We start from the raw sequence: 19,829 nt of genomic DNA on the forward strand, positions 1-19,829 counted from the left end.
CTTCTACTGTTGCTTTAAGCGCAGTCCTCGTCATCAACCTTTCAGCAGCACCACGACGGCGCCGGTGCCGCCCATCGAAGGTCGGGCCGAAGCAAAGGCGACGACATCGTCGCGCCGTCGCAACACGCGATCGGTCAGTCCCTTCAGCACCGGTCCGGCCGCTTTCGAGCGCAAACCCTTGCCGTGGACGATACGCACACAGCGCAGGCCATGATGTTTCGCCTCGGCCAGGAAGATGGCGATGCTGGCCTGCGCCGCCGCCATATTCATCTGGTGCAGGTCGAGATCGTCCTGCACGCTGAATTGACCGCGCTTGAGCTGGCGCAGCAGTTTCGGTGAATAGCCTTCGCGCAGGTAACTCAGTTCCTCACCGATTTCGAGCATGGCCGGGTCGAAGGACAGATCCAGCAGCTCACCGGGGACCGCCGCTTCGTCTGCCTCGAACATGCGTGGACGGGGTTCTGGCCGGAGCGTTGCCGGTTGCGGCGCCACTGGCGCGAGAGGTCGTACTTCGCCGATGGCCTCGCGGAACAGACGGGCATCGCCTTCGTCGATCGGATTGGGGATGCGCTGCTTCATGTTTGCATGCTAAGACAATTGATGACGGATGTTCTCGCGCGTTTGCTCGCGACAAAGGTCGCATCCTGAGTCAAGTGACTGTTCTATCGCACGGACAGACTGTGATGCGCATGCCGCCATGGGCCGTAGCTGACCTGCAGGGGCTTCAATACAAGCTATTGAGGCGCCGTTGATCTTCACGAATATGCGTCACCGGTTCATGACGACCATACCGCCTTTATCTGCTGCAACCGGCAAGCTGCTGGTTGTGCCGGGGCTCGCAAGGTTTGACGTGTGCCGCGGTCGGGATGCAGCCAGTGCTTTTACGTGAATGGCATGCCAACTCAGGCGGTCTGCTGTGAAGCTCTGATTTTCGGTGGCGAAAGGCTGCGTTGAAGGGCCTGCATCGCAAGGCCTCTGGCGTTGCCGGAGGCTATTTGCCGACAAAAGAGGATTGCTGATTGGTATTCTGGGCAGGCGAGGTACTCGTGGTTCCAGAGGGAGATGCTGTGCACAGGAGCGTCGGGGCATTCACAACATGGTTGCTTGCCATGGCAAGCGCGATGCCAGCAACTTCGGTTTGTGCGGAAATTCCGCAAGCGCGCTCTGTATCCCATTCGGTACCGGCCAGGCAGGATCAGTCCGGCACGACGGACCAGGTCACGCGCCAGCACCAACCGGTCGCCGGCATAGAGGACCAAGCGCACACCATGGAGCTTGGCTCGGTGGTGGTCACCGCCAATCGGCGCGATGAGACGCTGCAGACTGTGGCTGCCCCGGTATCAGTGCTGACCAACAGGGATATCGAGCGTCAGCATCTGGAGGACTTTGCCGACTACGCCGGCACCGTGCCGGGTCTGAATTACGTTTCGATGGGACCGGGACAGACCGAGTTGAGCCTCCGCGGCATCGCTTCGGGTTCGGCGCAGCCCAGCGCGTCGGTAGGTGTCTATGTCGATGAAACTCCTTATGGGTCCAGCAGCGTGTTTGCGACGGGTTCCTTGACGACGCCGGATCTGGACCCCACCGATCTGGAACGCGTCGAAGTGTTGCGCGGCCCACAGGGCACCTTGTATGGCGCCGGTGCGCTGGGTGGCGTGATTCGTTTCATCACGATTGATCCCGATACCCAGAGTTTGTCGGGACGCGTGCAGCTAGAGGGTAACCGTGTTGCCGGTGGCGGCAGCGGTTTCAGCACGCATGGAATGATCAATCTGCCATTGATCACCGACAAGATGGCCGTCCGTGCCACGGCCTTTGATCGAACCGATCCCGGTTTTATCGACGACGCTGGTCTGGGCAAAAGGAATGTCAACGACAGCCGGGTCAAGGGTGGTCGTGTTTCCTTGTTGTGGATGCCGTCGGAACAAACTTCGCTGCGCCTGATGACCCTGGCGCAGAACCTCAACGGTGACGGCAGTCCGTCGGTCACGCTGCATCCCCTCAGCAACCAGCCGATTTACGGTGATTTGCAGCAACGGGTTGCGGCGAAGACCGGCACCTTTGCTGGGCGCTATCGCCTCTCCAACGCGACGCTGAAGAGCGATTTCGGATGGTCGTCGCTGACCGCATCCAGCAGTTACAGCACGCTGGATGCTCGCAGTCAGCCGGATGACACGCCGTTGCTGTATCTCGGTCCGCCGACGGGTACCGTGCAGACCAACACCGTGCGTCAGACCAAGGCAACCCAGGAACTGCGACTGCAGTCGCCGACGGATCAGACGGTGGAGTGGCTGGGTGGCGTGTTCTTCACGCATGAGACGGGCAGCAACCTGCAACATGTTTTTCCGATCAACTATGCGACGGGAGTAGCAGTTGCTTCGCCGTTCGGCATGCCGATTGCCGATGTGTCATTGCCCAGTACATACGACGCCTATGCGGCCTATGCCAGCCTGACCTTCCATATTTCTGAGCGTTTTGACGTGGAAATGGGTCTGCGGTACAGCCATGACCAGCAGCATTTCCAGGAAATTGGCAGTGGCGTCCTGTTTGGTTCGGCCATACCGATGGTACTGGTCGACAAGAAGTCCGCCGACAGCAGCAATACCTACTCGTTGACGCCGCGTTTCCATATCAGCGATACAACGATGATTTACGGGCGCGTGGCATCGGGCTTTCTGCCCGGTGGTCCGAACGTGGTTCCGGCGGGTATTCCCGGTGTCCCGGCCACCTTCAGTCCGACCAGGCTGGTCAACTACGAGCTTGGCCTGAAGACAACTTCGGCAGACCACCGGTTCACAGCGGATCTTTCGGCGTTCTATATCGACTGGACAAGAATTCCGCTGACCACGTTCATCAACCCGTATAGCTTTCTCACTGATGCTGGCAAGGCCGATAGCAAGGGTCTGGAAGCAACGATCCAGTTCATTCCCGTGCAAGGTGTGCGGCTTGCCTTCAACTCCGCGTATACCCACGCCAAGCTGACGTCTGCTGCGCCGTCACCGTCCAATGGCAAGGCGGGCGACCGGCTTCCCTACAGTCCGCAGTTCACTGCCAATGTGAGTGCGGACTATGATTTTCCGCTGAGCGGTGGCTGGAAGGGTTTTGTCGGCGCGACTTACCAGTTCGTCGGTTCACGCATGACGGACTTCGCCTTCGATGGGTCGGCAAGGTCGACGGTGCCGTCCTACGAAACGCTTGCCTTGCGTGCCGGTGCTTCCCATGACCAATGGGACTTCCACCTGTACGTCAAGAATCTGGGCAACGAGCGCGGCATTGTGCAGGGTAGTGGCGGTGCCGGTCGGATGAATCCGGTTAGTGGGATGAACGAAAACAAGGCGACGATCATCACGCCACGGCAGATGGGCGTTTCTGTCAGCTACAGCTTCTGAGCGGTATCGGGAAGACACGCCAGGCAAGATCTTCCTGCGTGTGATTAACCCGGCCGAGTATCGCGCACAGAGCGCTGCATTCACGGATGCTGGGAACAGACGACGAGCATCACGGTTGCGTTGACCGACACGGCATGCCGGCGTCGATGGAGGGGTACTTGCCGAGTGACCACGGTGGCTGCCTTGATGCGTTGGTCAGTACGCGCGGCGAAACGCTTTTCGGCGCGGATGGGGTGATCCAGGTCGGCGGCAAGTCACGAAGGTTGCGTGCTGTTGGCTAACTTCTGCGGCACCCTGATCGATGACACACCCGCTCTGCACGACGCCCTGGAGCATGCGCAGTGCGATCGGTTCCGCCCGCTCGTGTGGGAAAAGAAATGGCCGGCGCTGATTCGGGAAGTGTTCGCCGAAACCGTTCTTCGGCGCGCTGTAGCGGTGGCAGCCACCCTACCGGCAAGCTGTCTGCAGATGCTGCGAATGCACTGCTGTCGGCGCAACGCCAGCGACTGAGTTTGCCGGTGGCTGATCCGGTGCGTGGTGACGACGCATTCGAGCAACCGGTGGACGCTGCACTCAGCGGGTCGCTGATCCGGCGGGCTCCCATCTGCTGTGGTCGCCACAAGTGCCGGTGCGCTTGCGCAACGGGTGCGGGAGGTCGAGCACCGATGATGTGAAACGCGCGCGGCGCTCCGGTAAACTCGACAAATAAGGTTGTTGCGCTGGCTCATGGTCCGGCGTGCCAACCATCCGTTTTTCGATGGAGCATCATGCGAGTTCTGGTGAGTAATGACGACGGCGTGGATGCCCCTGGCATCCGCGTGCTGGCAGAGCGCCTTGCTGCGGTGGCCAAGGTGACGGTGGTGGCGCCTGATCGTGACCGTTCCGGGGCCAGCAATTCGCTTACCCTCGATGCGCCCTTGCGGGTCTTGCCGATGGGTGATGGTTTTTACCGCGTGGCAGGCACGCCGACCGATTGCGTGCATCTGGCGTTGGCTGGCCTGCTCGACGAAGAGCCGGACATGGTGGTGTCGGGTATCAACAACTCGGCCAACCTCGGCGACGACGTGATTTATTCGGGCACCGTTTCGGCGGCGATGGAAGGGCGCTTTCTCGGCTTGCCGGCGATTGCCGTGTCGTTGGTCAGTCATGATCACAAGGGCGTGCATTACGAATCGGCGGCAAAAGCGGTCTTGCTGTTGATGCAGCGGTTGCTGGTCGATCCGCTGCCGGCGGACACCATTCTCAACGTCAACGTGCCGGACTGCCCCTGGGATGAAATCCAGGGCTTCGAGGTCACCCGACTGGGACGTCGCCATCGTGCGGCTCCCTGCATTGCGCAGACTGATCCCCGGGGGCGTCCGATCTGGTGGATTGGTCCGGCTGGCGAAGCGGATGACGCCGGCCCGGGTACCGATTTCAATGCGGTGCGTCGCGGCTTTGTTTCGGTGACGCCCATTCATGTCGACCTGACTCGTTTCCAGGCACTGGAGAAAGTCAGTAGCTGGATGCTGCCGCTCAGCGATGAGATGGCCCGTGGTCGCGGCACCGCGAGCGAGGTAGCCTGAGTCATGACGGTTTATCCACTGCCGCCGGCGGAGCTGAAAGGCGAAGGGATGACTTCGCAGCGGGCGCGCGACCGGCTGGCCACCTTGCTGAAGGACAGCGGCATCCGCGATACGCGGGTGATCGAGGTGATCCGGAATTTGCCGCGTCACCATTTCATCGATCAGGCGCTGCATTCACGCGCCTACGAAAATGATGCCTTGCCGATCGGCCACGGCCAGACCATCTCGCAACCGTGGGTGGTGGCGAGGATGACCGAAGCCTTGCTTGAGCATTTCGATGCGAAGCAGGGCATGCCGCAGAAGGTGCTGGAGATCGGTACCGGTTCCGGCTATCAGGCGGCGGTGCTGGCAGCTTTGGTACCGCAGTTGTTCACCGTGGAACGCATCGAGGCGCTGCTGCGACAGGCGCGTCGACGCTTCCGTCAGCTTGGTCTGACCAATCTGCGTTCGCGTCACGACGACGGCAAACTGGGCTGGGCTGATGAAGCGCCGTTCGACGCAATCATTCTCACTGCTGCCGGCGATACCATTCCCACCCGCATTCTTGACCAGCTCAGCCCAACCGGCGTGCTGGTGGCGCCGGTCGGTTCGCCCAGCCGTCAAACCCTGATCCGCATGCGTGGCGACGGGCAGGGCGATTTCATCCAGGAAGAACTCGGCCCGGTCAGTTTCGTGCCGCTGCTTGGCGGGATCGGCTGATGCGTCTGTTCGAGACACTTTATGCGCGGGCACTGGTCTGGGCACGCGCGCCGCGTGCGGTGTACTACCTGTGTGCGCTGAGCTTTTTCGAGGCGTTCATTTTTCCGATCATGCCGGAAGTGATGCTGGCCCCGATGATGCTGGGCAAACGGCACAAGGCGTTTTTCTACGCCAACCTGTCGCTGCTGTTTTCGCTGCTGGGCGCGCTGGTCGGCTATGCCCTGGGACACTGGGCCTACGAGACCGTGAAGCCGCTCCTGAGCGTGCACATGCAGCAGGTCATCACGGTCTGGGTGGACAATCTGCGCACCGACATGAACCAGCATTGGCTTGCCATGTTGGGCGCACTGACGCTGGCGGCGCTGCAGCCGGTGATTCCGATGAAGCTGGTGACCTGGGCGGCCGGCATCGTCGGCGTGCCGGTGCTGCCGTTCCTTGCCTGCGTGGCCGTCGGTCGCGGCAAGCGGGTGTGGCTGCTGGCTTTGTTGATCCGCTTGTTTGGTGAGCGTGCCGAACGCATGCTGCATCGAAATATCGAGTGGATCGGCTGGGCCGCGCTGGTGTTGCTGGGATTATTGCTGGGCTGGTGGCTGTGGTCGCGGGGATGAACAGGTCACGGCGAGCATCGTGCATGAAAATGCCCGCCCGCCTCGGTATGCTGGGTAGCATGAATCGTTATCTTCAAGGCTCGATGTTGCTGCTTGCCGTATGCGTACTGTCCGCGTGCGGCATCATGCGGAGCTCGGTCGTGGTAGAGCCTGCACCAGGCAATACCTATCGCAATGCGCCCAGCGTCGTTGCGCCATCACCGGCGCGCACGCCGATACCGGGTGGCAGCTACCAGGTGATGCATGGCGATACCCTGTATTCCATTGCGTTTCGCAAAGGCGTCGATTTTCGCGACCTGGCTCAATGGAACAATATTGCCGCGCCCTATACGATCTGGCCGGGCCAGCAATTGATCCTGTCGCCCCATGCGAAACAGGATTCCGGCCACGCGGCCACGCTGCCGCCCGCGAAGTCGGCAACAACGTCGGTGGCCACGGCGCCGATGTTCGAGCCGGTGCTGCCGGCGCCAGCCGCAGCCCCGGCGGAGAGCGCCGGGCCAGCCGTGGCAGCGACCGCTTCTGCTGCTCATTCGCCGGTGTCGGGTACGACGGTAGCAAGGCCGGTTGTGCCCGCCGTGGCCGCTACGGTACCGAACGTGGTGCCAGTAGCCGGCGTTCCCGCCGAGGCGCCAGCTGCGATGCCACCGCCGGCACCGCCAGCAGCCGGAGTGTCGCGAGTGGTCAGTGGCGTGCAATGGCACTGGCCGGCGGACGGTACCCTGGTAGGCCGTTTCAGCAGCGGCGATGCAATTCCCGGCATTGAAATCGCTGGCAAAGCCGGTGATCCCGTACGGGCCGCCGCTGACGGCGTGGTGGTTTACAGCGGCAACGGCCTGGTCGGCTACGGCGAGCTGGTGATCATCAAGCACAACGACAGCTTTCTGTCTGCCTATGGTCACAACCGCAAACGGCTGGTCAAGGAAGGGCAGCGCGTCAGTCGCGGTCAGCAGATTGCGGAAATGGGTTCGACCGGAGCCTCCCGCAACGAACTGGAGTTTCAGATCCGCAAGGACGGCAACCCGGTAGACCCGCTGACTTATTTGCCCCAGCGCTGAGTTACTGCCAATCGCAGCAGGCTGAAGCAAGTCGCCGTGATTAGCCCGGCGGCAGAATGAATGCGGCGATGACTCGACGGCCTTCGTCAGCCAGCAGGTTGTAAGTGCGCGCTGCGGCGGCGTTGTCCATGACTTCGATGCCAATGTTCTTGCGCAGGAAACCGGCCATGAACTCCGCCGCTGGGAAGCTCTGGCGCGCGCCGGTACCCAGTACGACCAGTTCGGGTTTCAGCACCAGCAATTCCTGGACATGACTGGCATCGAGCATGTTCGCGTCGGTCACCGGCCAGTTCTCGATCGCCTTGTCCGGTGCAAGCAGGAAGCTTGCCGTGAGCTCGCGATCAATCAGGGTGATGCCCTGCGCGCCCACCCGACGCACGTACAGATAACCTTCGGGACGTTCCAGCGACAGATCCATCAGCGCGGCAGGGCGATCTTCGGTTCGTCGACGTTGCGGCGAAACAGCACCACGACATGGCCGATTTGCTGAACCGGCTCGGCACCGGTGCCGCCGGTCAGCACATCAATCTGCGCCTGACGTTCGTCCTTGTCGCCACCGGACAGCTTGATCTTGACCAGCTCGTGGATATCCAGCGCCTGGTTCAATTCTTTCACCACCGCCTCGGTGGCGCCCTTGTTGCCCAGCAGCACAACCGCGTTCAGGTCGTGGGCGAGGCTGCGCAGGTAGCGGGTCTGCGAGGAGGTAAGGGCCATGCGGTGGGACTCGATTCACGGTTGATGAACGGCAAAGGGTATCATGCGGGCATCCCGTTCCCCAATCGGCAACAGTAACGACATGGCCCGCAGCAAAAGCAGTGCAGTCTGGCTGCGCGAACATTTCAACGACGAGTATGTGAAGAAGGCGCAGGCTGAAGGCCTGCGTTCGCGTGCCGTCTACAAGCTGGAAGAGCTGCTGGAGCGCGACCGTCTGCTCAAGCCGGGTATTAATGTGGTCGATCTGGGCGCAGCCCCGGGCAGTTGGTCGCAATTAGTGAGCAATCGGCTAGGCGGTACCGGTAAAGTGTTCGCGCTGGACATCCTGCCCATGCAGAGCATCGCGGGGGTGGATTTCCTGGAGGGCGACTTCCGCGAGGAAAGCGTGCTGCGGGAGCTGGAATCGCGCATGGAAGGCCTCAAGGTCGATCTTGTACTGTGCGATATGGCCCCCAATATGAGTGGAGTGGCACTGGCTGACCAGATCCGTGCGATGGCCCTGGCCGAGCTGGCGCTCGATTTCAGCCGGCAGTGGTTGAAGCCGGGCGGTTCGTTCCTGATCAAGTTGTTTCAGGGTGTCGGCTTTGACGATTACTTGCGTAGCTTGCGCGCGGACTTCAGTCGCGTGACGATGCGTAAACCTAAGGCCTCACGCGCACGTTCGCGTGAGGTGTACGCGCTGGCGATGGGCCGCAAACCCGTCGCCACGACACCGGGCGAGAACCGTGCATGAATGAAACAGCGAAAAATGTGTTGCTCTGGGTGATCATTGCGGTGGTTTTGTTCACCGTATTCCAGAACTTCAATCCGCATGGCTCCGCTGCTGCGGACATGCCCTACAGCGCGTTCAACAGCGGCGTGGAGAGTGGCAGCGTGGCCAGCGCCACGATCAGCGCTGACCAGCCCGCCACGATCAGCGGCAAGCTCAAGGATGGCAGTGCATTCCGTACGGTTGTGCCGGTCCTTGGCTTTTCCACCAACCAGGTGGTCAAGCAGATGCAGGACAAGGGCGTCGAGGTTCGTCAGGACCCGGCGGAGGGGTTCTCGCTGATCGGCTTGCTGATCAGCTGGCTTCCGGTGTTGCTGATGGTTGGCGTGTTCATCTGGTTCATGCGCCAGATGCAGTCCGGTGGCGGTGGCCGTGGAGCAATGAGCTTTGGCCGCTCGCGCGCCAAGCTGCAGGGCGAAGACCAGATCAAGGTCAATTTCAGTGACGTTGCCGGCTGCGACGAAGCGAAGGAAGAGGTCGGCGAGCTGGTCGAATTCCTGCGTGATCCATCCAAGTTCCAGAAGCTGGGCGGCAAGATTCCGCGTGGTGTGCTGATGGTCGGCCCGCCGGGTACCGGCAAGACGTTGCTGGCCAAGGCGATTGCTGGGGAGGCCAAGGTGCCGTTCTTCGCGATCTCCGGCTCGGACTTCGTCGAGATGTTCGTGGGCGTGGGCGCCAGCCGCGTGCGCGACATGTTCGAGCAGGCAAAAAAGCACGCACCCTGCATCATCTTCATCGACGAGATCGACGCGGTGGGTCGCCATCGTGGCGCAGGCCTCGGCGGCGGTCATGACGAACGCGAGCAGACGCTCAACCAGTTGCTGGTCGAGATGGACGGCTTCGAGGGTACCGAAGGCATCATCGTGATCGCAGCAACCAACCGCCCCGACGTGCTCGATCCGGCCCTGCTGCGCCCTGGTCGCTTCGATCGGCAGGTGGTTGTCGGGTTGCCGGACGTGCGCGGTCGTGAGCAGATCCTCAAGGTACACATGCGCAAGGTGCCGACGGCCAGTGACGTCAATGCCATGACCATTGCTCGCGGCACACCCGGCTTCTCCGGCGCTGACCTGGCCAACCTGGTCAACGAGGCGGCGCTGTTCGCCGCACGCGAGAATGCGCGCGAGGTGCGCATGGCGCATCTCGACAAGGCACGTGACAAGATTCTGATGGGCACCGAGCGTCGTTCGATGGCCATGAGCGAGGACGAGAAGAAGCTGACTGCATATCACGAGGCGGGTCACGCTATCGTCGGTCGACTGGTGCCCGAGCATGACCCGGTTTACAAAGTCACGATCATTCCACGCGGCCGAGCGCTGGGCGTGACCATGTACCTGCCGGAGGGTGACAAGTACAGCATCAATCGCGTGGCCATCCAGTCACAACTGTGTTCGCTGTATGGTGGCCGCGTGGCTGAAGAACTGATCTTCGGTGCCGACAAGGTCACCACCGGTGCCTCGAACGATATCGAGCGGGCCACCAAGATGGCACGCAACATGGCGACCAAGTGGGGCCTGTCGGACGAGCTGGGTCCGATCACCTATGGCGAGGACGAGGACGAGGTGTTCCTGGGGCGTTCGGTAACCCAGCACAAGAGTATCTCCAACGAGACCGCCAGCAAGATCGACGGCGTGGTGCGCAGCATCCTGGATAGCGCCTATGCGCGTAGTACGGAGTTGCTGACAGCGAATCTCGACAAGCTGCATGCGATGGCGGAGGCCCTGCTGCAGTACGAAACCATCGACGCGCATCAGATTGACGACATCATGGCCGGGCGCGTGCCTGGGCCGCCGGCCGACTGGACGAAAACGGCCTCCACCGGTAGCACGCCACCACCGCCGCCACCGAAGGGTGACGCAGGGTCCACGGTGGGCAAGGTCGGTGATCCGGCGCCACAAAGCCGCAACGGATGGGATGGCTGAGCGCCGTTTGGACGGCTATTCATCAAGAGATGACGAGGCGGCCGACGGCTGCCTCGTCGTTCCTGAACCCTGGTTGGCAAACGGGATGAAGATAATTTTACGAAAAGGGTTGACGCAAGAGGCTGGAGTCTGAATAATTCCGCTTCTGGCTTCGCCGCCTTGTTTCCCAAGACAAGATGGGCGGAGTTGAAAAGTTTTCAGTGCGCCCGTAGCTCAGTTGGATAGAGTACCTGGCTACGAACTAGGTGGTCGGGAGTTCGAATCTCTCCGGGCGCACCATTTTATTCTGCAAGACGGGTTGCTTCAGTCCCGTCTGGTTTTCAGGCAGCGGCTGGTACAGCTCTGATGAAAACGGTAACAAAGAAATACCAAAGGTGTGCTTCGATACGATTGACTGGGCGAGGCGTCACCCGTAACATTTCAAGGCTTCGGTGGCGGGATTGCCGGGGATTCGAAAGCGGGGTATAGCTCAGTCTGGTAGAGCGTTGCGTTTGGGACGCAAAAGTCGGGGGTTCGAATCCCTCTGCCCCGACCAGCGAAACGTTCTACCGCAGTGACTGCGCTTGTAGCTCAACCGGATAGAGCATCGGCCTTCTAAGCCGACGGTTGCAGGTTCGAGTCCTGTCTGGCGCACCAGTTGCAAGATTTATGGTGGGTGTAGCTCAGCTGGTTAGAGTCCCGGATTGTGATTCCGGTTGTCGTGGGTTCGAATCCCATCATCCACCCCAGTTTCAAATCCGCCGCGGCGGGTACAATCAGTTCATGGGCCGTTAGCTCAGTTGGTAGAGCAGTTGACTCTTAATCAATTGGTCGAAAGTTCGAATCTTTCACGGCCCACCAACAAAACAGCCACTCAGGGAAACCTGGGTGGCTGTTCTCTTTCCGGGATCTGGAATTCGCTGCTTCGATCATGCAATGACAGGGTCAGAGCGAGCTGGCGGACCCGAAGGTCCGCCGGTGATCCTGCTGCAGGCGTGATGCGTTCACCGGCAGTCAGATGCTCTTTGCCAGCCCCTCGGCCAGACCGATGTAGCTACCGGGCGTCAGCTCCAGCAAACGCTGCTTCGCCTCGGCGGGAAGGTCCAGTCCGGCAATGAATTCGCGCATGGAATCCTTGGTGATGCCGTGGCCGCGGGTCAGCGCCTTGAGCTGCTCATAGGGTTGCGGCAGGCCGTAACGGCGCATCACGGTCTGCACGGCTTCAGCCAGTACTTCCCAGCTGGCGTCGAGATCGCTGCCAATGCGCTCGGCGTTGACATTGAGCTTGCCCAGACCTTTCTTCAGCGATTCCAGCGCCACCAACGTATGGCCGAAGGCGGTGCCCAGCGCGCGCAGCACGGTGGAGTCGGTGAGGTCGCGCTGCCAGCGGCTGATCGGCAGTTTCTCGGCAAAATGGCCGAGCAGGGCGTTGGCCAGGCCGAAATTGCCTTCGGCATTTTCAAAGTCGATCGGGTTGACCTTGTGCGGCATGGTGGACGAGCCGACTTCGCCGGCCTTCAGCGTCTGCTTGAAATAGCCCAGCGAGATATAGCCCCAGATATCACGCGCAAGATCGATCAGGATAATGTTGGTGCGGCGTACCGCGTCGCAGTATTCGGCGACGTTGTCATGCGGTTCGATCTGCGTGGTGTAGGCGTTGTAGTCGAGGCCGAGGCTTTCGACGAAACGCTGCGAGAAGGCCTGCCAATCCACTTCGGGATAGGTGATGACATGTGCGTTGTAGTTGCCCACGGCGCCATTGATCTTGCCGGAAACTTCAACGGCCACCAGCTGTTTGCGCTGACGGTTCAGGCGAGCCACCACGTTGGCGATTTCCTTGCCGAGCGTGCTGGGTGAAGCAGTCTGGCCATGGGTGCGCGAAAGTAGCGGTAAGGCGGCGTTGGTATGGGCGATTTCGCGCAGCGTGGAAGTCACTGCATCAAGTTGCGGCAGCAGCACCTGCGCGCGGGCGTCACGCAACATCAAGGCATAGGACAGGTTGTTGATGTCCTCGCTGGTGCAGGCGAAGTGCACGAATTCGCTGGCCTGGGCCAGGCTGCTGTCGGCACCGATCTTTTCCTTGATGAAGTACTCGACCGCTTTGACGTCGTGGTTGGTGGTCGCCTCGATCGCCTTGATCCGCTCGCCGTCGGCCTCGCTGAACTTGTCTGCGATGGCTTTCAGGATGCTGATCTGGGCTGCATTGAAGGCAGGCAATTCGACGATCTTCGCGTCGGCAGCCAGCGCCAGCAGCCATTCGATCTCCACCTGTACGCGACGATGCATCAGCCCGAATTCGCTGAAGATCGGACGCAGCGATGCGACCTTGCTGGCGTAGCGGCCATCCAGCGGCGACAGGGCGGTAAGGGCGTGAGAGGACATCGACAGGTTCCGACAAGGCAGGGAAACGCCCATTCTACAACGTGTCCACTGACTGCCTGCCCGGTGGCTGTGGGCGCGAGACCTTGATCTGGCGGGAATCGCGCCTATCGTGAGTGGGTAGGCTTTTCCGACCCAAGGACCGAGCATGACCACGTTCCGCATCGAACACGACAGCATGGGTGAACTGAAAGTCCCCAGCGACGCGCTGTATGGCGCACAGACCCAGCGCGCGATCGACAACTTCCCGATCTCCGGCCTGCATCTGCCACGTCAGTTCATTCGGGCGCTGGGCCTGATCAAGGCTGCGGCAGCCGAGGTCAATCTATCGATGGGCCATTTGAAGAAGAATCAGGCCACGGCGATCCGCAACGCGTCGATGGCGGTGGCAAACGGGCACTACGACGCGCAGTTCCCGATCGATATCTTCCAGACTGGCTCAGGCACCAGCACCAACATGAATGCGAACGAGGTCATTGCGCATCTGGCAGTGGCAGCAGGCGCGAAGGTGCACCCGAACGATCACGTCAATTACGGGCAGAGCTCGAACGATGTGATTCCTACCGCGATCCACGTCAGTGCCACGCTGACCACCAGCGAACACTTGTTGCCGGCGCTGAAACATCTGAAAAAGGCGATCGACAAGCGTTCGCGGGAATTGAAGAACACGCCCAAGACCGGTCGCACCCATCTGATGGACGCCATGCCGATCACGTTCGGGCAGGAGCTGTCGGGCTGGGCGGCGCAGATCGGTTCGGCGATCGAACGCATCGAGGATGCGCTCAAGCGCATGCGTCGATTGCCATTGGGTGGCACCGCAGTTGGTACCGGGATCAACGCCGATCCGAAGTTCGGCCCGGCGGTGGCGCTACAGCTGAAGAAGATCACGGGCGTAAAATTTGAGTCGGCGGCAAACTATTTCGAGGGCATGGCGGCGCAGGATGCGGCGGTGGAATTGTCCGGCGCGCTGAAAACGCTGGCGGTGGCGTTGATGAAGATTGCCAATGACCTGCGCTGGATGAACTCCGGACCGCTGGCGGGGTTGGGCGAAATCGCGTTGCCGGCATTGCAACCGGGCTCATCGATCATGCCGGGCAAGGTCAATCCGGTGATTCCCGAAGCCGCTGCGATGGTGGCGGCGCAGGTGATCGGCAATGATGCCTCGATCACCCTTGCCGGCCAATCCGGCAACTTCCAGCTCAACGTGATGCTGCCGTTGATCGCGCACAACCTGCTGCAGTCGATCGAGATCCTGTCCAACGTGTCGGTGCTGCTGGCGGACAAGGCGATCGCTGGCTTCACCGTCAACAAGGCGCGGGTGAATCAGGCGCTGGCGATGAATCCGATTCTGGTGACGGCCCTGAATCCGGTAATCGGTTACGAGAAGGGCGCTGCTACCGCCAAGCAAGCCTACAAGCAGCACCGGCCGATCATGGATGTGGCGCTGGAAACCACGGGCCTGTCGAGAGATGAACTGAAGAAGCTGCTCGATCCACTGACGCTTACCCGTGGCGGCATCCACGGCTGACCGACAGCTTTCGTGCAGGGACCCACTCGCGGGCGATACTTTTTCCGAAGTTTCGATCGACCCAAACAAAAGTATGGCCCGCGAGCGGGCTCCTGCGGGATGACCTTTTGCGGTGACTTCCTTGTCACCGCAGATCGGAGGCTTGGTTACTCGGAGAAGATAACGGTGCCTTTCTTCCCATCCTTGTCGGTCACCTTCTTGCCGCAATCATCGATGTCCTTCTGTTCCATCGTCGCGTAAGGGCGGAACTCGGGCATGGCCGCGCCCAGCTTTTGCTGGCTGGACAACAGGTCCGGCAGTCGCTTGCACAGCTTCATCGCGGCGGCCTGGATCTTGTCGGTCTGCGGTTTAAGAGCGGCTTCGATATCGTCGTCGCTCTTGCCGGAAAATTTGCCCCAAAGAGCCTGCTTGGCGGCATTGATTCCCAGACCAGCGCCCTGTGCGCCAACGTCCATACCCGCTTCGGCGATCCCGATGATCTGCTGGCGATAATCCAGCAATAGCGTCTGCTGCGCATGTGTGGCCGTCACTTTCTTGCCTGCAATCAGCAGCTCGCCTTGCGGCGTAATTTCGGCCTTGGGTTTCGAGTTGTTGTCGCTGTGGCTGTTGCCGACATGAACATTGTTCACGTCGATGTTCTTGGTGACAAGTTCCTGCTTCGCCTGTTCCATCGCCTTCTGGATTTCTCCGGCGATCATTGAGTGGGAAGTGGTTTCGCCGTCGTCCTTGGCCACCTGTGCGGCGGGGTTGGCGGCGTCGGATTGGGTATCAGGCTGTGGAGCCTGACCGCAGGCGGTCAGTGGCGCCAGCAGGACGAGTGCGAGTGCGCTGAGCGAGATGAGTTTCATAAGGTTTTCCTGTTTACAGGTTCCACCGGAGTGGAGTCAGTGGAGCAACATGGCGTGCAGCGTGGGTAGCGAGATGCTTCTCGTATGTCGAAAAGAGCTTCGCCCACAGGGTAGGGCCCTGCACGGATATCGTGTTGTTACGGCCTGTTGATGACGGTGGATTTGCAGTCATCGTCATCGGCTTGAAGCAGGCCGGCATAGGGCTTGAATGCGGGTAGCTGGGTCGCCAGTGCATCCTGTGCTGCCTTGATCTCGACCAGGTCAAGACAGATCTTCCTGGCCTTCTGTTCGACCAGCTCGGCCTTGGCGCTGACGTGCTTGTCGATCTGATCACCGTCTCCGCTGCTGATGGCATCGGCAATCCCGCTGAGTGCGGCACCCGCCACGGCAACGCCAGCTTTCCCGGTGGCGATGCCGTGTTCGCGAACAGCTAGCGCGCCTTGGTAATAGCGTTGCAGTTGCTTGCGTTGGTCCGGTGTGATGGCGACCGCCTTGCCGTCGATGGTGAAGTCACCCGATGCCGTGATGACCGCTTCAGGCACGCCACTGGTGTGAAGTGTGACCTGTTCATGACGCAGGGTGATGGCGCCGTTGGCGATGGTGGTGGAACTCCAGTCCGGTGCGTTGCCGCAGGCGGCAACCAAGCCACATAGAGCGGCGGTCAGGGCTATCAAACGCGGGTGTGACATGCTGGTTCGTCCTTTTCGGAGGGGTGTCACCTGAGGCGAAATCACGGCCACGCTCAGCTATCGTCGCGCCAGCGGCGGAACCAGGTGGCACCAGCCAGCAAGGCCACACCCACGACTACACCGATCCACAAGTTGGGCGAAGCAATCAGCTGCCAGGTGTTTGCCAGGTCCATGATGTCGGCGCCGTTGCTGCCGCTGACATGGCGAACCAGATGGTTGCCGCCGGCGCCGAAGATGCTGCCGGTGCCGGGAAACACGCTGAACAGGGCGCGCTGCACGATGTTGGTCCAGAACCAGTTGGCCGGCTGATTGAACAAACCCATGATGCCGAACCAGCTCACCAGCAGACCGGCGCCCACCGGCAGTGCCACCGCCCACAAGAAGGGCTTGCTGCGTGCCCATGCCGAACAAATCAACAGCCAGCCCACCGCGGGGGCGGCCCACAACACATACAACGGGATATAGCCAATCAGGTTGAACATGACGCGGAAGGGATGGGCCAGCAGCAGTAACTGCCAGACGTTGACGCCATGGAAGGACAGCGTGATCGCCACGATCAACAGCTGCAGCATGCCCACGATGATGCCCACAATGACGGCGATGACGGGGGCGACCACGGTGGCACTTACGACCTTGGACAAGACGGTGCTGGCATCGGAGATCGGCAGCGATTTCCAGAACAGGATGCTGCGGTCACGGCGATCGTCATACAGCGCACCGAGGCAGTAGAAGAACACTACGAAACCCAGCACCGCGACCAGGATGCCCATGGCCGAGTACATCGCGATGTCCAGGGCAAAGCCCACCTGGCTCATGTCACCGGCATCCATGCTTTCGATGACCTTGTGCAGGCCACCACTGGCACCGAAGTTGATGCCGTGGCGGGCGCCGAGCACTTCGGCAGTAATGATGCCCATGATGTTCAGAAGCAGGAAGATGCCGCCGGTAATGATCGGGGCCCAGAAGAAGCCGCCCCGGTGTTCCCAGAATTCACGCTTCACCAGCCAGTAAGTATTGTTCAGCGCGGGGATGTTCATGCGTAGGTTCCCTTCATGGTGGCGACGAACAGGTCGCTGATGGATGGCCGACGGGTTTCGCCCATGGCTTCCAGTTGCGCGCGTCCGACACCGTCAAACAGAAAAATGCTTTTGCCGAAGACCTGGCGTTCGTCGATGGGCTTCAGTGCCCGGGCTGCGTCGGCCTTGTCGGCATTCACCATCACCTCGATGTAGCGTTCGCCCACCGCATCCATGTCGGCATCCAGCACGATCTTGCCGTCGCGAATGAACATCAGGTCGGTGAGGATGTGCTCGACTTCCTCGACCTGGTGCGTGGTGACGATGATCGTCTTGTTCTCGTCGAAGTAGTCTTCCAGCAGGTTCTGGTAGAACTGCTTGCGATAGAGGATGTCCAGACCCAGGGTCGGTTCGTCCAGAATCAGCAAGCGGGCATCGATGGCCATCACCAGCGCCAGATGCAGCTGCACGATCATGCCCTTGGACATTTGCCGTACACGCTGATTCGGCTGCAGCTTGGTGCGTGCCAGGAAGCCTTCGCACTTGGCGCGGTTGAAGCGGGGATGCACGTTGGCGACGAAGTCGATCGCCTGACTGACCTTGATCCAGCGCGGCAGCACGGCCACGTCGGCGATGAAGCAGACTTCACCCATCAGCTTGTCGCGCTGCTTGCGGGGGTCGAAGCCCAGCACATTCAGTTCGCCTTCGAAATCGGTGAGCCCGAGGATCGCCTTCAGTGCGGTGGTTTTACCCGCGCCGTTGGGTCCGATCAGGCCGACGATGCGGCCGGGTTCGATCTGGAAGCTGGCGTTATCCAGTGCCAGTGCCGATTTGTATCGCTTGGTCAGGCCGCTTGCCGTGATCACCGCGCTCATGATTTTTCCTCCTTTTCCGTGGTGGCTTCGCGCAGCAATGTCTTCAAGTCGAGCCCCAGCCGCTGCAGTCGTGCAAACAGCAGGGGCCATTCTTCGCGCAGGAAGCGCTCGCGTTCCGATTTCAGCAGCGCCTCGCGAGCGCCTTCAATGACGAACATGCCCAATCCCCTCCGTTTTTCAACCAGTTGTTCGTCGACCAGCTCCTGATATGCCTTGGATACGGTCAGCGGATTGATTTGATATTCCGCTGCCACCTGGCGTACCGACGGCAGCGGGTCGCCTTCGTTCAAGGCGCCGTCCAGGATCATCGCCACTACACGTTCGCGTAATTGGCGATAGATCGGGACGCTGTCGTTCCAGGTAATGGTCATTTTTATTCCTTGCCGACGCGACCGAAATTATTGCCGAACGAGTAGTAGGGCATGACGAGTGCAGAGCCAAGCAGGGCAACTCGCTCGCTGGTGGCGCTGCCACCCACATGACTCCGCGTGTGGCCAGGAACGACGGCCGCGGTACCGGCGTCGGGAAGCAGGGCGGCTGCGCGCATTTCCGCGGCGCTGGGTCGAACCTGGACGGCTGGAAGGTTGGTGACTTGTGCGGCGCCTGGCTGATGCGTGGCGGCCTGCTGGCTGTCAACGTTGTAGCTGACCAGGGAGAGGCTGGCTGCGGTAAGCAGAATGGCGGCGGCGCTGGCGATCAGGTTGTGCGTTTTCATGACGGGCCTCCTTGGTGACCTCGTTGGGTGGTGTTGTAGTGAACTATAACACCGACTTTTGAGCCGTCAAGAGAAAACCCATCAATTCACAACATGACTGATGGCCTATGGGCGTTTTGCATCGCAGACAGCCTCGCGGCTGGCGTTGCGCCGGGGCTTGCATCAAGCCGACCGCACGCCGCCAGCGCTATGGTTAGCTGGCCAGCGGCCTTCGTGCTCCAATGCCTGCAAGCCAGCGGGAGGTGTTTGTGGACCTGGAATTGAGTGATCGAACCGTCGTCATTACCGGCGCCAGCAAAGGTATCGGCCTGGCCTGTGCGATGGCCTTTGCACGGGAAGGAGCCCGGGTAGTTGGTATTTCACGCGATCCTGAAAATCTGCGTCTGGCGCAGCAGCAACTCGCCGCGCTGGGATCGGTCATGGCCGTCTATCCAGCTGACCTCAAAGACAGCGCCGCCGCACAGTCGGTGATGAAGCGCATCGGCAACGAGCATGGCCCGATCGACGTGCTGGTGAACTGCGCGGGTGCGGCGCGTCGCACACCGCCTGATGAGCTTGATGCCGCTGCCCTGCTGTCGGCGATGCAGGCCAAATACCTCAGCTACATGCACGCGATCGATCCGGTGATTCGGGCCATGGCTGCCCGTGGCAGCGGTAGCATAGTCAACGTGATCGGGCAGGGCGGGCGGCAGGCCAACCCTCAGCATATCGGTGGCGGCTCGGCGAATGCAGCCTTGATGCTGGCTACGGTGGGCTACGCCAATGCCTACGCCAGCAAAGGCGTGCGGGTAAATGCAATCAATCCCGGCATCACCCGTACTGGCCGCGTCGATGAGGGTCTGGATGCCGCCGTGCGAAGCAGTGGGAAATCACGTGAAGTGCTGCTGGCCAGCCAGCTTGCCGGGATTCCGCTGGGGCGCATGGCCGAGCCGTCCGAAATTGCCGACGTTGCGGTGTTTCTGGCGTCGGCTCGGGCCAGCTATGTGACCGGGGCGATCATTCCGATGGATGGTGGCAAGACCTCGACGATCTGATCGCCACCGCAAGAAAAGGCCGGCGTGGGTGCCGGCCTTTTCCTGATT

General features: G+C 60.9%; 20 protein-coding genes and 5 tRNA genes. 15 read left to right on the forward strand and 10 right to left on the reverse strand.

The window, feature by feature from the left end; all coding sequences use genetic code 11:
- Positions 1–33 precede the first annotated feature (33 nt).
- Complete coding sequence (locus PY254_RS09915; protein ID WP_281011891.1) at positions 34–579, reverse strand: Smr/MutS family protein; 546 nt, start codon at positions 577–579, stop codon at positions 34–36.
- 542 nt (positions 580–1,121) lie between these two features.
- Here PY254_RS09915 and PY254_RS09920 point away from each other — a divergent pair.
- From PY254_RS09920 to PY254_RS09945, 6 genes are all read left to right on the forward strand, one after another.
- A complete protein-coding gene (locus tag PY254_RS09920; RefSeq protein WP_281011892.1) occupies positions 1,122–3,389 on the forward strand; it encodes a TonB-dependent receptor in 2,268 nt (755 codons plus the stop codon).
- 267 nt (positions 3,390–3,656) lie between these two features.
- Complete coding sequence (locus PY254_RS09925; RefSeq protein WP_281011893.1) at positions 3,657–3,899, forward strand: hypothetical protein; 243 nt, start codon at positions 3,657–3,659, stop codon at positions 3,897–3,899.
- A 257-nt stretch (positions 3,900–4,156) separates the two neighbouring features.
- Complete coding sequence (surE, locus tag PY254_RS09930) at positions 4,157–4,954, forward strand: 5'/3'-nucleotidase SurE (RefSeq protein WP_281011894.1); 798 nt, start codon at positions 4,157–4,159, stop codon at positions 4,952–4,954.
- Between the two features lie 3 nt (positions 4,955–4,957).
- Positions 4,958–5,653, forward strand: a complete 696-nt coding sequence (locus PY254_RS09935) for a protein-L-isoaspartate(D-aspartate) O-methyltransferase (protein WP_281011895.1) — start codon at positions 4,958–4,960, stop codon at positions 5,651–5,653.
- On the forward strand, positions 5,653–6,261 hold the full coding sequence (locus PY254_RS09940; protein WP_281011896.1) for a YqaA family protein: 609 nt from the start codon (positions 5,653–5,655) through the stop codon (positions 6,259–6,261). The genes PY254_RS09935 and PY254_RS09940 overlap by 1 nt, the downstream gene beginning before the upstream one ends.
- 47 nt (positions 6,262–6,308) lie before the next feature.
- Entirely contained in the window at positions 6,309–7,316 is a 1,008-nt protein-coding gene (locus tag PY254_RS09945; RefSeq protein ID WP_281015196.1) for a peptidoglycan DD-metalloendopeptidase family protein, read from the forward strand.
- A gap of 40 nt (positions 7,317–7,356) precedes the next feature.
- Here PY254_RS09945 and PY254_RS09950 read toward each other — a convergent pair whose 3' ends face one another.
- The gene (locus PY254_RS09950) at positions 7,357–7,734 is read right to left on the reverse strand and encodes an Mth938-like domain-containing protein (protein WP_281011897.1); all 378 of its coding nucleotides are present in this window, start codon (positions 7,732–7,734) and stop codon (positions 7,357–7,359) included.
- Positions 7,734–8,030, reverse strand: coding sequence for a ribosome assembly RNA-binding protein YhbY (gene yhbY / locus PY254_RS09955; protein ID WP_281011898.1), 297 nt, complete (start codon positions 8,028–8,030; stop codon positions 7,734–7,736). The genes PY254_RS09950 and yhbY overlap by 1 nt, the downstream gene beginning before the upstream one ends.
- An 82-nt stretch (positions 8,031–8,112) precedes the next feature.
- Between yhbY and rlmE the strand changes: the two genes are divergently transcribed.
- The 7 genes from rlmE (at position 8,113) to PY254_RS09990 (ending at position 11,558) form a co-directional block, all read left to right on the forward strand.
- Positions 8,113–8,763 (forward strand): 23S rRNA (uridine(2552)-2'-O)-methyltransferase RlmE, encoded by a 651-nt coding sequence (gene rlmE, locus PY254_RS09960; protein WP_281011899.1) that lies wholly within the window; start codon positions 8,113–8,115, stop codon positions 8,761–8,763.
- The gene (gene ftsH, locus PY254_RS09965; protein ID WP_281011900.1) at positions 8,760–10,718 is read left to right on the forward strand and encodes an ATP-dependent zinc metalloprotease FtsH; all 1,959 of its coding nucleotides are present in this window, start codon (positions 8,760–8,762) and stop codon (positions 10,716–10,718) included. Before rlmE ends, ftsH begins: the two co-directional genes overlap by 4 nt.
- Positions 10,719–10,920: 202 nt before the next feature.
- Positions 10,921–10,997: transfer RNA gene (locus PY254_RS09970), tRNA-Arg, on the forward strand.
- Between the two features lie 179 nt (positions 10,998–11,176).
- A tRNA-Pro gene (locus PY254_RS09975) sits at positions 11,177–11,253 on the forward strand.
- A 24-nt stretch (positions 11,254–11,277) separates the two neighbouring features.
- Positions 11,278–11,354 (forward strand) — tRNA-Arg (locus PY254_RS09980).
- Between the two features lie 15 nt (positions 11,355–11,369).
- Positions 11,370–11,446 (forward strand) — tRNA-His (locus PY254_RS09985).
- 36 nt (positions 11,447–11,482) lie between these two features.
- Positions 11,483–11,558 (forward strand) — tRNA-Lys (locus PY254_RS09990).
- Positions 11,559–11,711: 153 nt separating this feature from the next.
- On the opposite strand, the gene purB is transcribed toward PY254_RS09990, so the two are convergent.
- A complete protein-coding gene (gene purB, locus PY254_RS09995; protein ID WP_281011901.1) occupies positions 11,712–13,079 on the reverse strand; it encodes an adenylosuccinate lyase in 1,368 nt (455 codons plus the stop codon).
- A 145-nt stretch (positions 13,080–13,224) separates the two neighbouring features.
- Between purB and PY254_RS10000 the strand changes: the two genes are divergently transcribed.
- A complete protein-coding gene (locus PY254_RS10000; RefSeq protein WP_281011902.1) occupies positions 13,225–14,604 on the forward strand; it encodes a class II fumarate hydratase in 1,380 nt (459 codons plus the stop codon).
- Between the two features lie 146 nt (positions 14,605–14,750).
- On the opposite strand, the gene PY254_RS10005 is transcribed toward PY254_RS10000, so the two are convergent.
- The 6 genes from PY254_RS10005 to PY254_RS10030 all read right to left on the reverse strand — a co-directional run bounded on the left by PY254_RS10005 (position 14,751) and on the right by PY254_RS10030 (position 18,747).
- On the reverse strand, positions 14,751–15,338 hold the full coding sequence (locus tag PY254_RS10005) for a YggN family protein (RefSeq protein ID WP_345781807.1): 588 nt from the start codon (positions 15,336–15,338) through the stop codon (positions 14,751–14,753).
- Positions 15,339–15,589: 251 nt separating this feature from the next.
- Positions 15,590–16,141, reverse strand: coding sequence for a DUF2884 family protein (locus PY254_RS10010; RefSeq protein ID WP_281011904.1), 552 nt, complete (start codon positions 16,139–16,141; stop codon positions 15,590–15,592).
- Positions 16,142–16,194: 53 nt separating this feature from the next.
- Entirely contained in the window at positions 16,195–17,178 is a 984-nt protein-coding gene (locus PY254_RS10015) for an ABC-2 transporter permease (RefSeq protein WP_281011905.1), read from the reverse strand.
- On the reverse strand, positions 17,175–18,032 hold the full coding sequence (locus tag PY254_RS10020) for an ABC transporter ATP-binding protein (RefSeq protein WP_281011906.1): 858 nt from the start codon (positions 18,030–18,032) through the stop codon (positions 17,175–17,177). The genes PY254_RS10015 and PY254_RS10020 overlap by 4 nt, the downstream gene beginning before the upstream one ends.
- On the reverse strand, positions 18,029–18,403 hold the full coding sequence (locus PY254_RS10025) for a GntR family transcriptional regulator (RefSeq protein WP_281011907.1): 375 nt from the start codon (positions 18,401–18,403) through the stop codon (positions 18,029–18,031). The genes PY254_RS10020 and PY254_RS10025 overlap by 4 nt, the downstream gene beginning before the upstream one ends.
- 2 nt (positions 18,404–18,405) lie before the next feature.
- Complete coding sequence (locus PY254_RS10030; RefSeq protein ID WP_281011908.1) at positions 18,406–18,747, reverse strand: hypothetical protein; 342 nt, start codon at positions 18,745–18,747, stop codon at positions 18,406–18,408.
- 260 nt (positions 18,748–19,007) lie between these two features.
- Here PY254_RS10030 and PY254_RS10035 point away from each other — a divergent pair, with 260 nt between their 5' ends.
- Complete coding sequence (locus PY254_RS10035) at positions 19,008–19,781, forward strand: SDR family NAD(P)-dependent oxidoreductase (RefSeq protein WP_281011909.1); 774 nt, start codon at positions 19,008–19,010, stop codon at positions 19,779–19,781.
- The last annotated feature ends 48 nt before the right edge of the window (positions 19,782–19,829 follow it).

Source organism: Rhodanobacter sp. AS-Z3 (genome assembly GCF_029224025.1).
Lineage (GTDB): Bacteria > Pseudomonadota > Gammaproteobacteria > Xanthomonadales > Rhodanobacteraceae > Rhodanobacter.

Coding starts and splice junctions, on each gene's coding strand:
- PY254_RS09915 (WP_281011891.1), bottom strand. CDS start 579: ATGAAGCAGCGCATCCCCAATCCGATCGACGAAGGCGATGCCCGTCTG.
- PY254_RS09945 (WP_281015196.1), top strand. CDS start 6,309: ATGCTGGGTAGCATGAATCGTTATCTTCAAGGCTCGATGTTGCTGCTT.
- rlmE (WP_281011899.1), top strand. CDS start 8,113: ATGGCCCGCAGCAAAAGCAGTGCAGTCTGGCTGCGCGAACATTTCAAC.
- PY254_RS09920 (WP_281011892.1), top strand. CDS start 1,122: ATGCCAGCAACTTCGGTTTGTGCGGAAATTCCGCAAGCGCGCTCTGTA.
- yhbY (WP_281011898.1), bottom strand. CDS start 8,030: ATGGCCCTTACCTCCTCGCAGACCCGCTACCTGCGCAGCCTCGCCCAC.
- ftsH (WP_281011900.1), top strand. CDS start 8,760: ATGAATGAAACAGCGAAAAATGTGTTGCTCTGGGTGATCATTGCGGTG.
- PY254_RS10010 (WP_281011904.1), bottom strand. CDS start 16,141: ATGTCACACCCGCGTTTGATAGCCCTGACCGCCGCTCTATGTGGCTTG.
- PY254_RS10025 (WP_281011907.1), bottom strand. CDS start 18,403: ATGACCATTACCTGGAACGACAGCGTCCCGATCTATCGCCAATTACGC.
- PY254_RS09950 (WP_281011897.1), bottom strand. CDS start 7,734: ATGGATCTGTCGCTGGAACGTCCCGAAGGTTATCTGTACGTGCGTCGG.
- PY254_RS09935 (WP_281011895.1), top strand. CDS start 4,958: ATGACGGTTTATCCACTGCCGCCGGCGGAGCTGAAAGGCGAAGGGATG.
- purB (WP_281011901.1), bottom strand. CDS start 13,079: ATGTCCTCTCACGCCCTTACCGCCCTGTCGCCGCTGGATGGCCGCTAC.
- PY254_RS10030 (WP_281011908.1), bottom strand. CDS start 18,747: ATGAAAACGCACAACCTGATCGCCAGCGCCGCCGCCATTCTGCTTACC.
- PY254_RS10015 (WP_281011905.1), bottom strand. CDS start 17,178: ATGAACATCCCCGCGCTGAACAATACTTACTGGCTGGTGAAGCGTGAA.
- surE (WP_281011894.1), top strand. CDS start 4,157: ATGCGAGTTCTGGTGAGTAATGACGACGGCGTGGATGCCCCTGGCATC.
- PY254_RS09940 (WP_281011896.1), top strand. CDS start 5,653: ATGCGTCTGTTCGAGACACTTTATGCGCGGGCACTGGTCTGGGCACGC.
- PY254_RS10000 (WP_281011902.1), top strand. CDS start 13,225: ATGACCACGTTCCGCATCGAACACGACAGCATGGGTGAACTGAAAGTC.
- PY254_RS10020 (WP_281011906.1), bottom strand. CDS start 18,032: ATGAGCGCGGTGATCACGGCAAGCGGCCTGACCAAGCGATACAAATCG.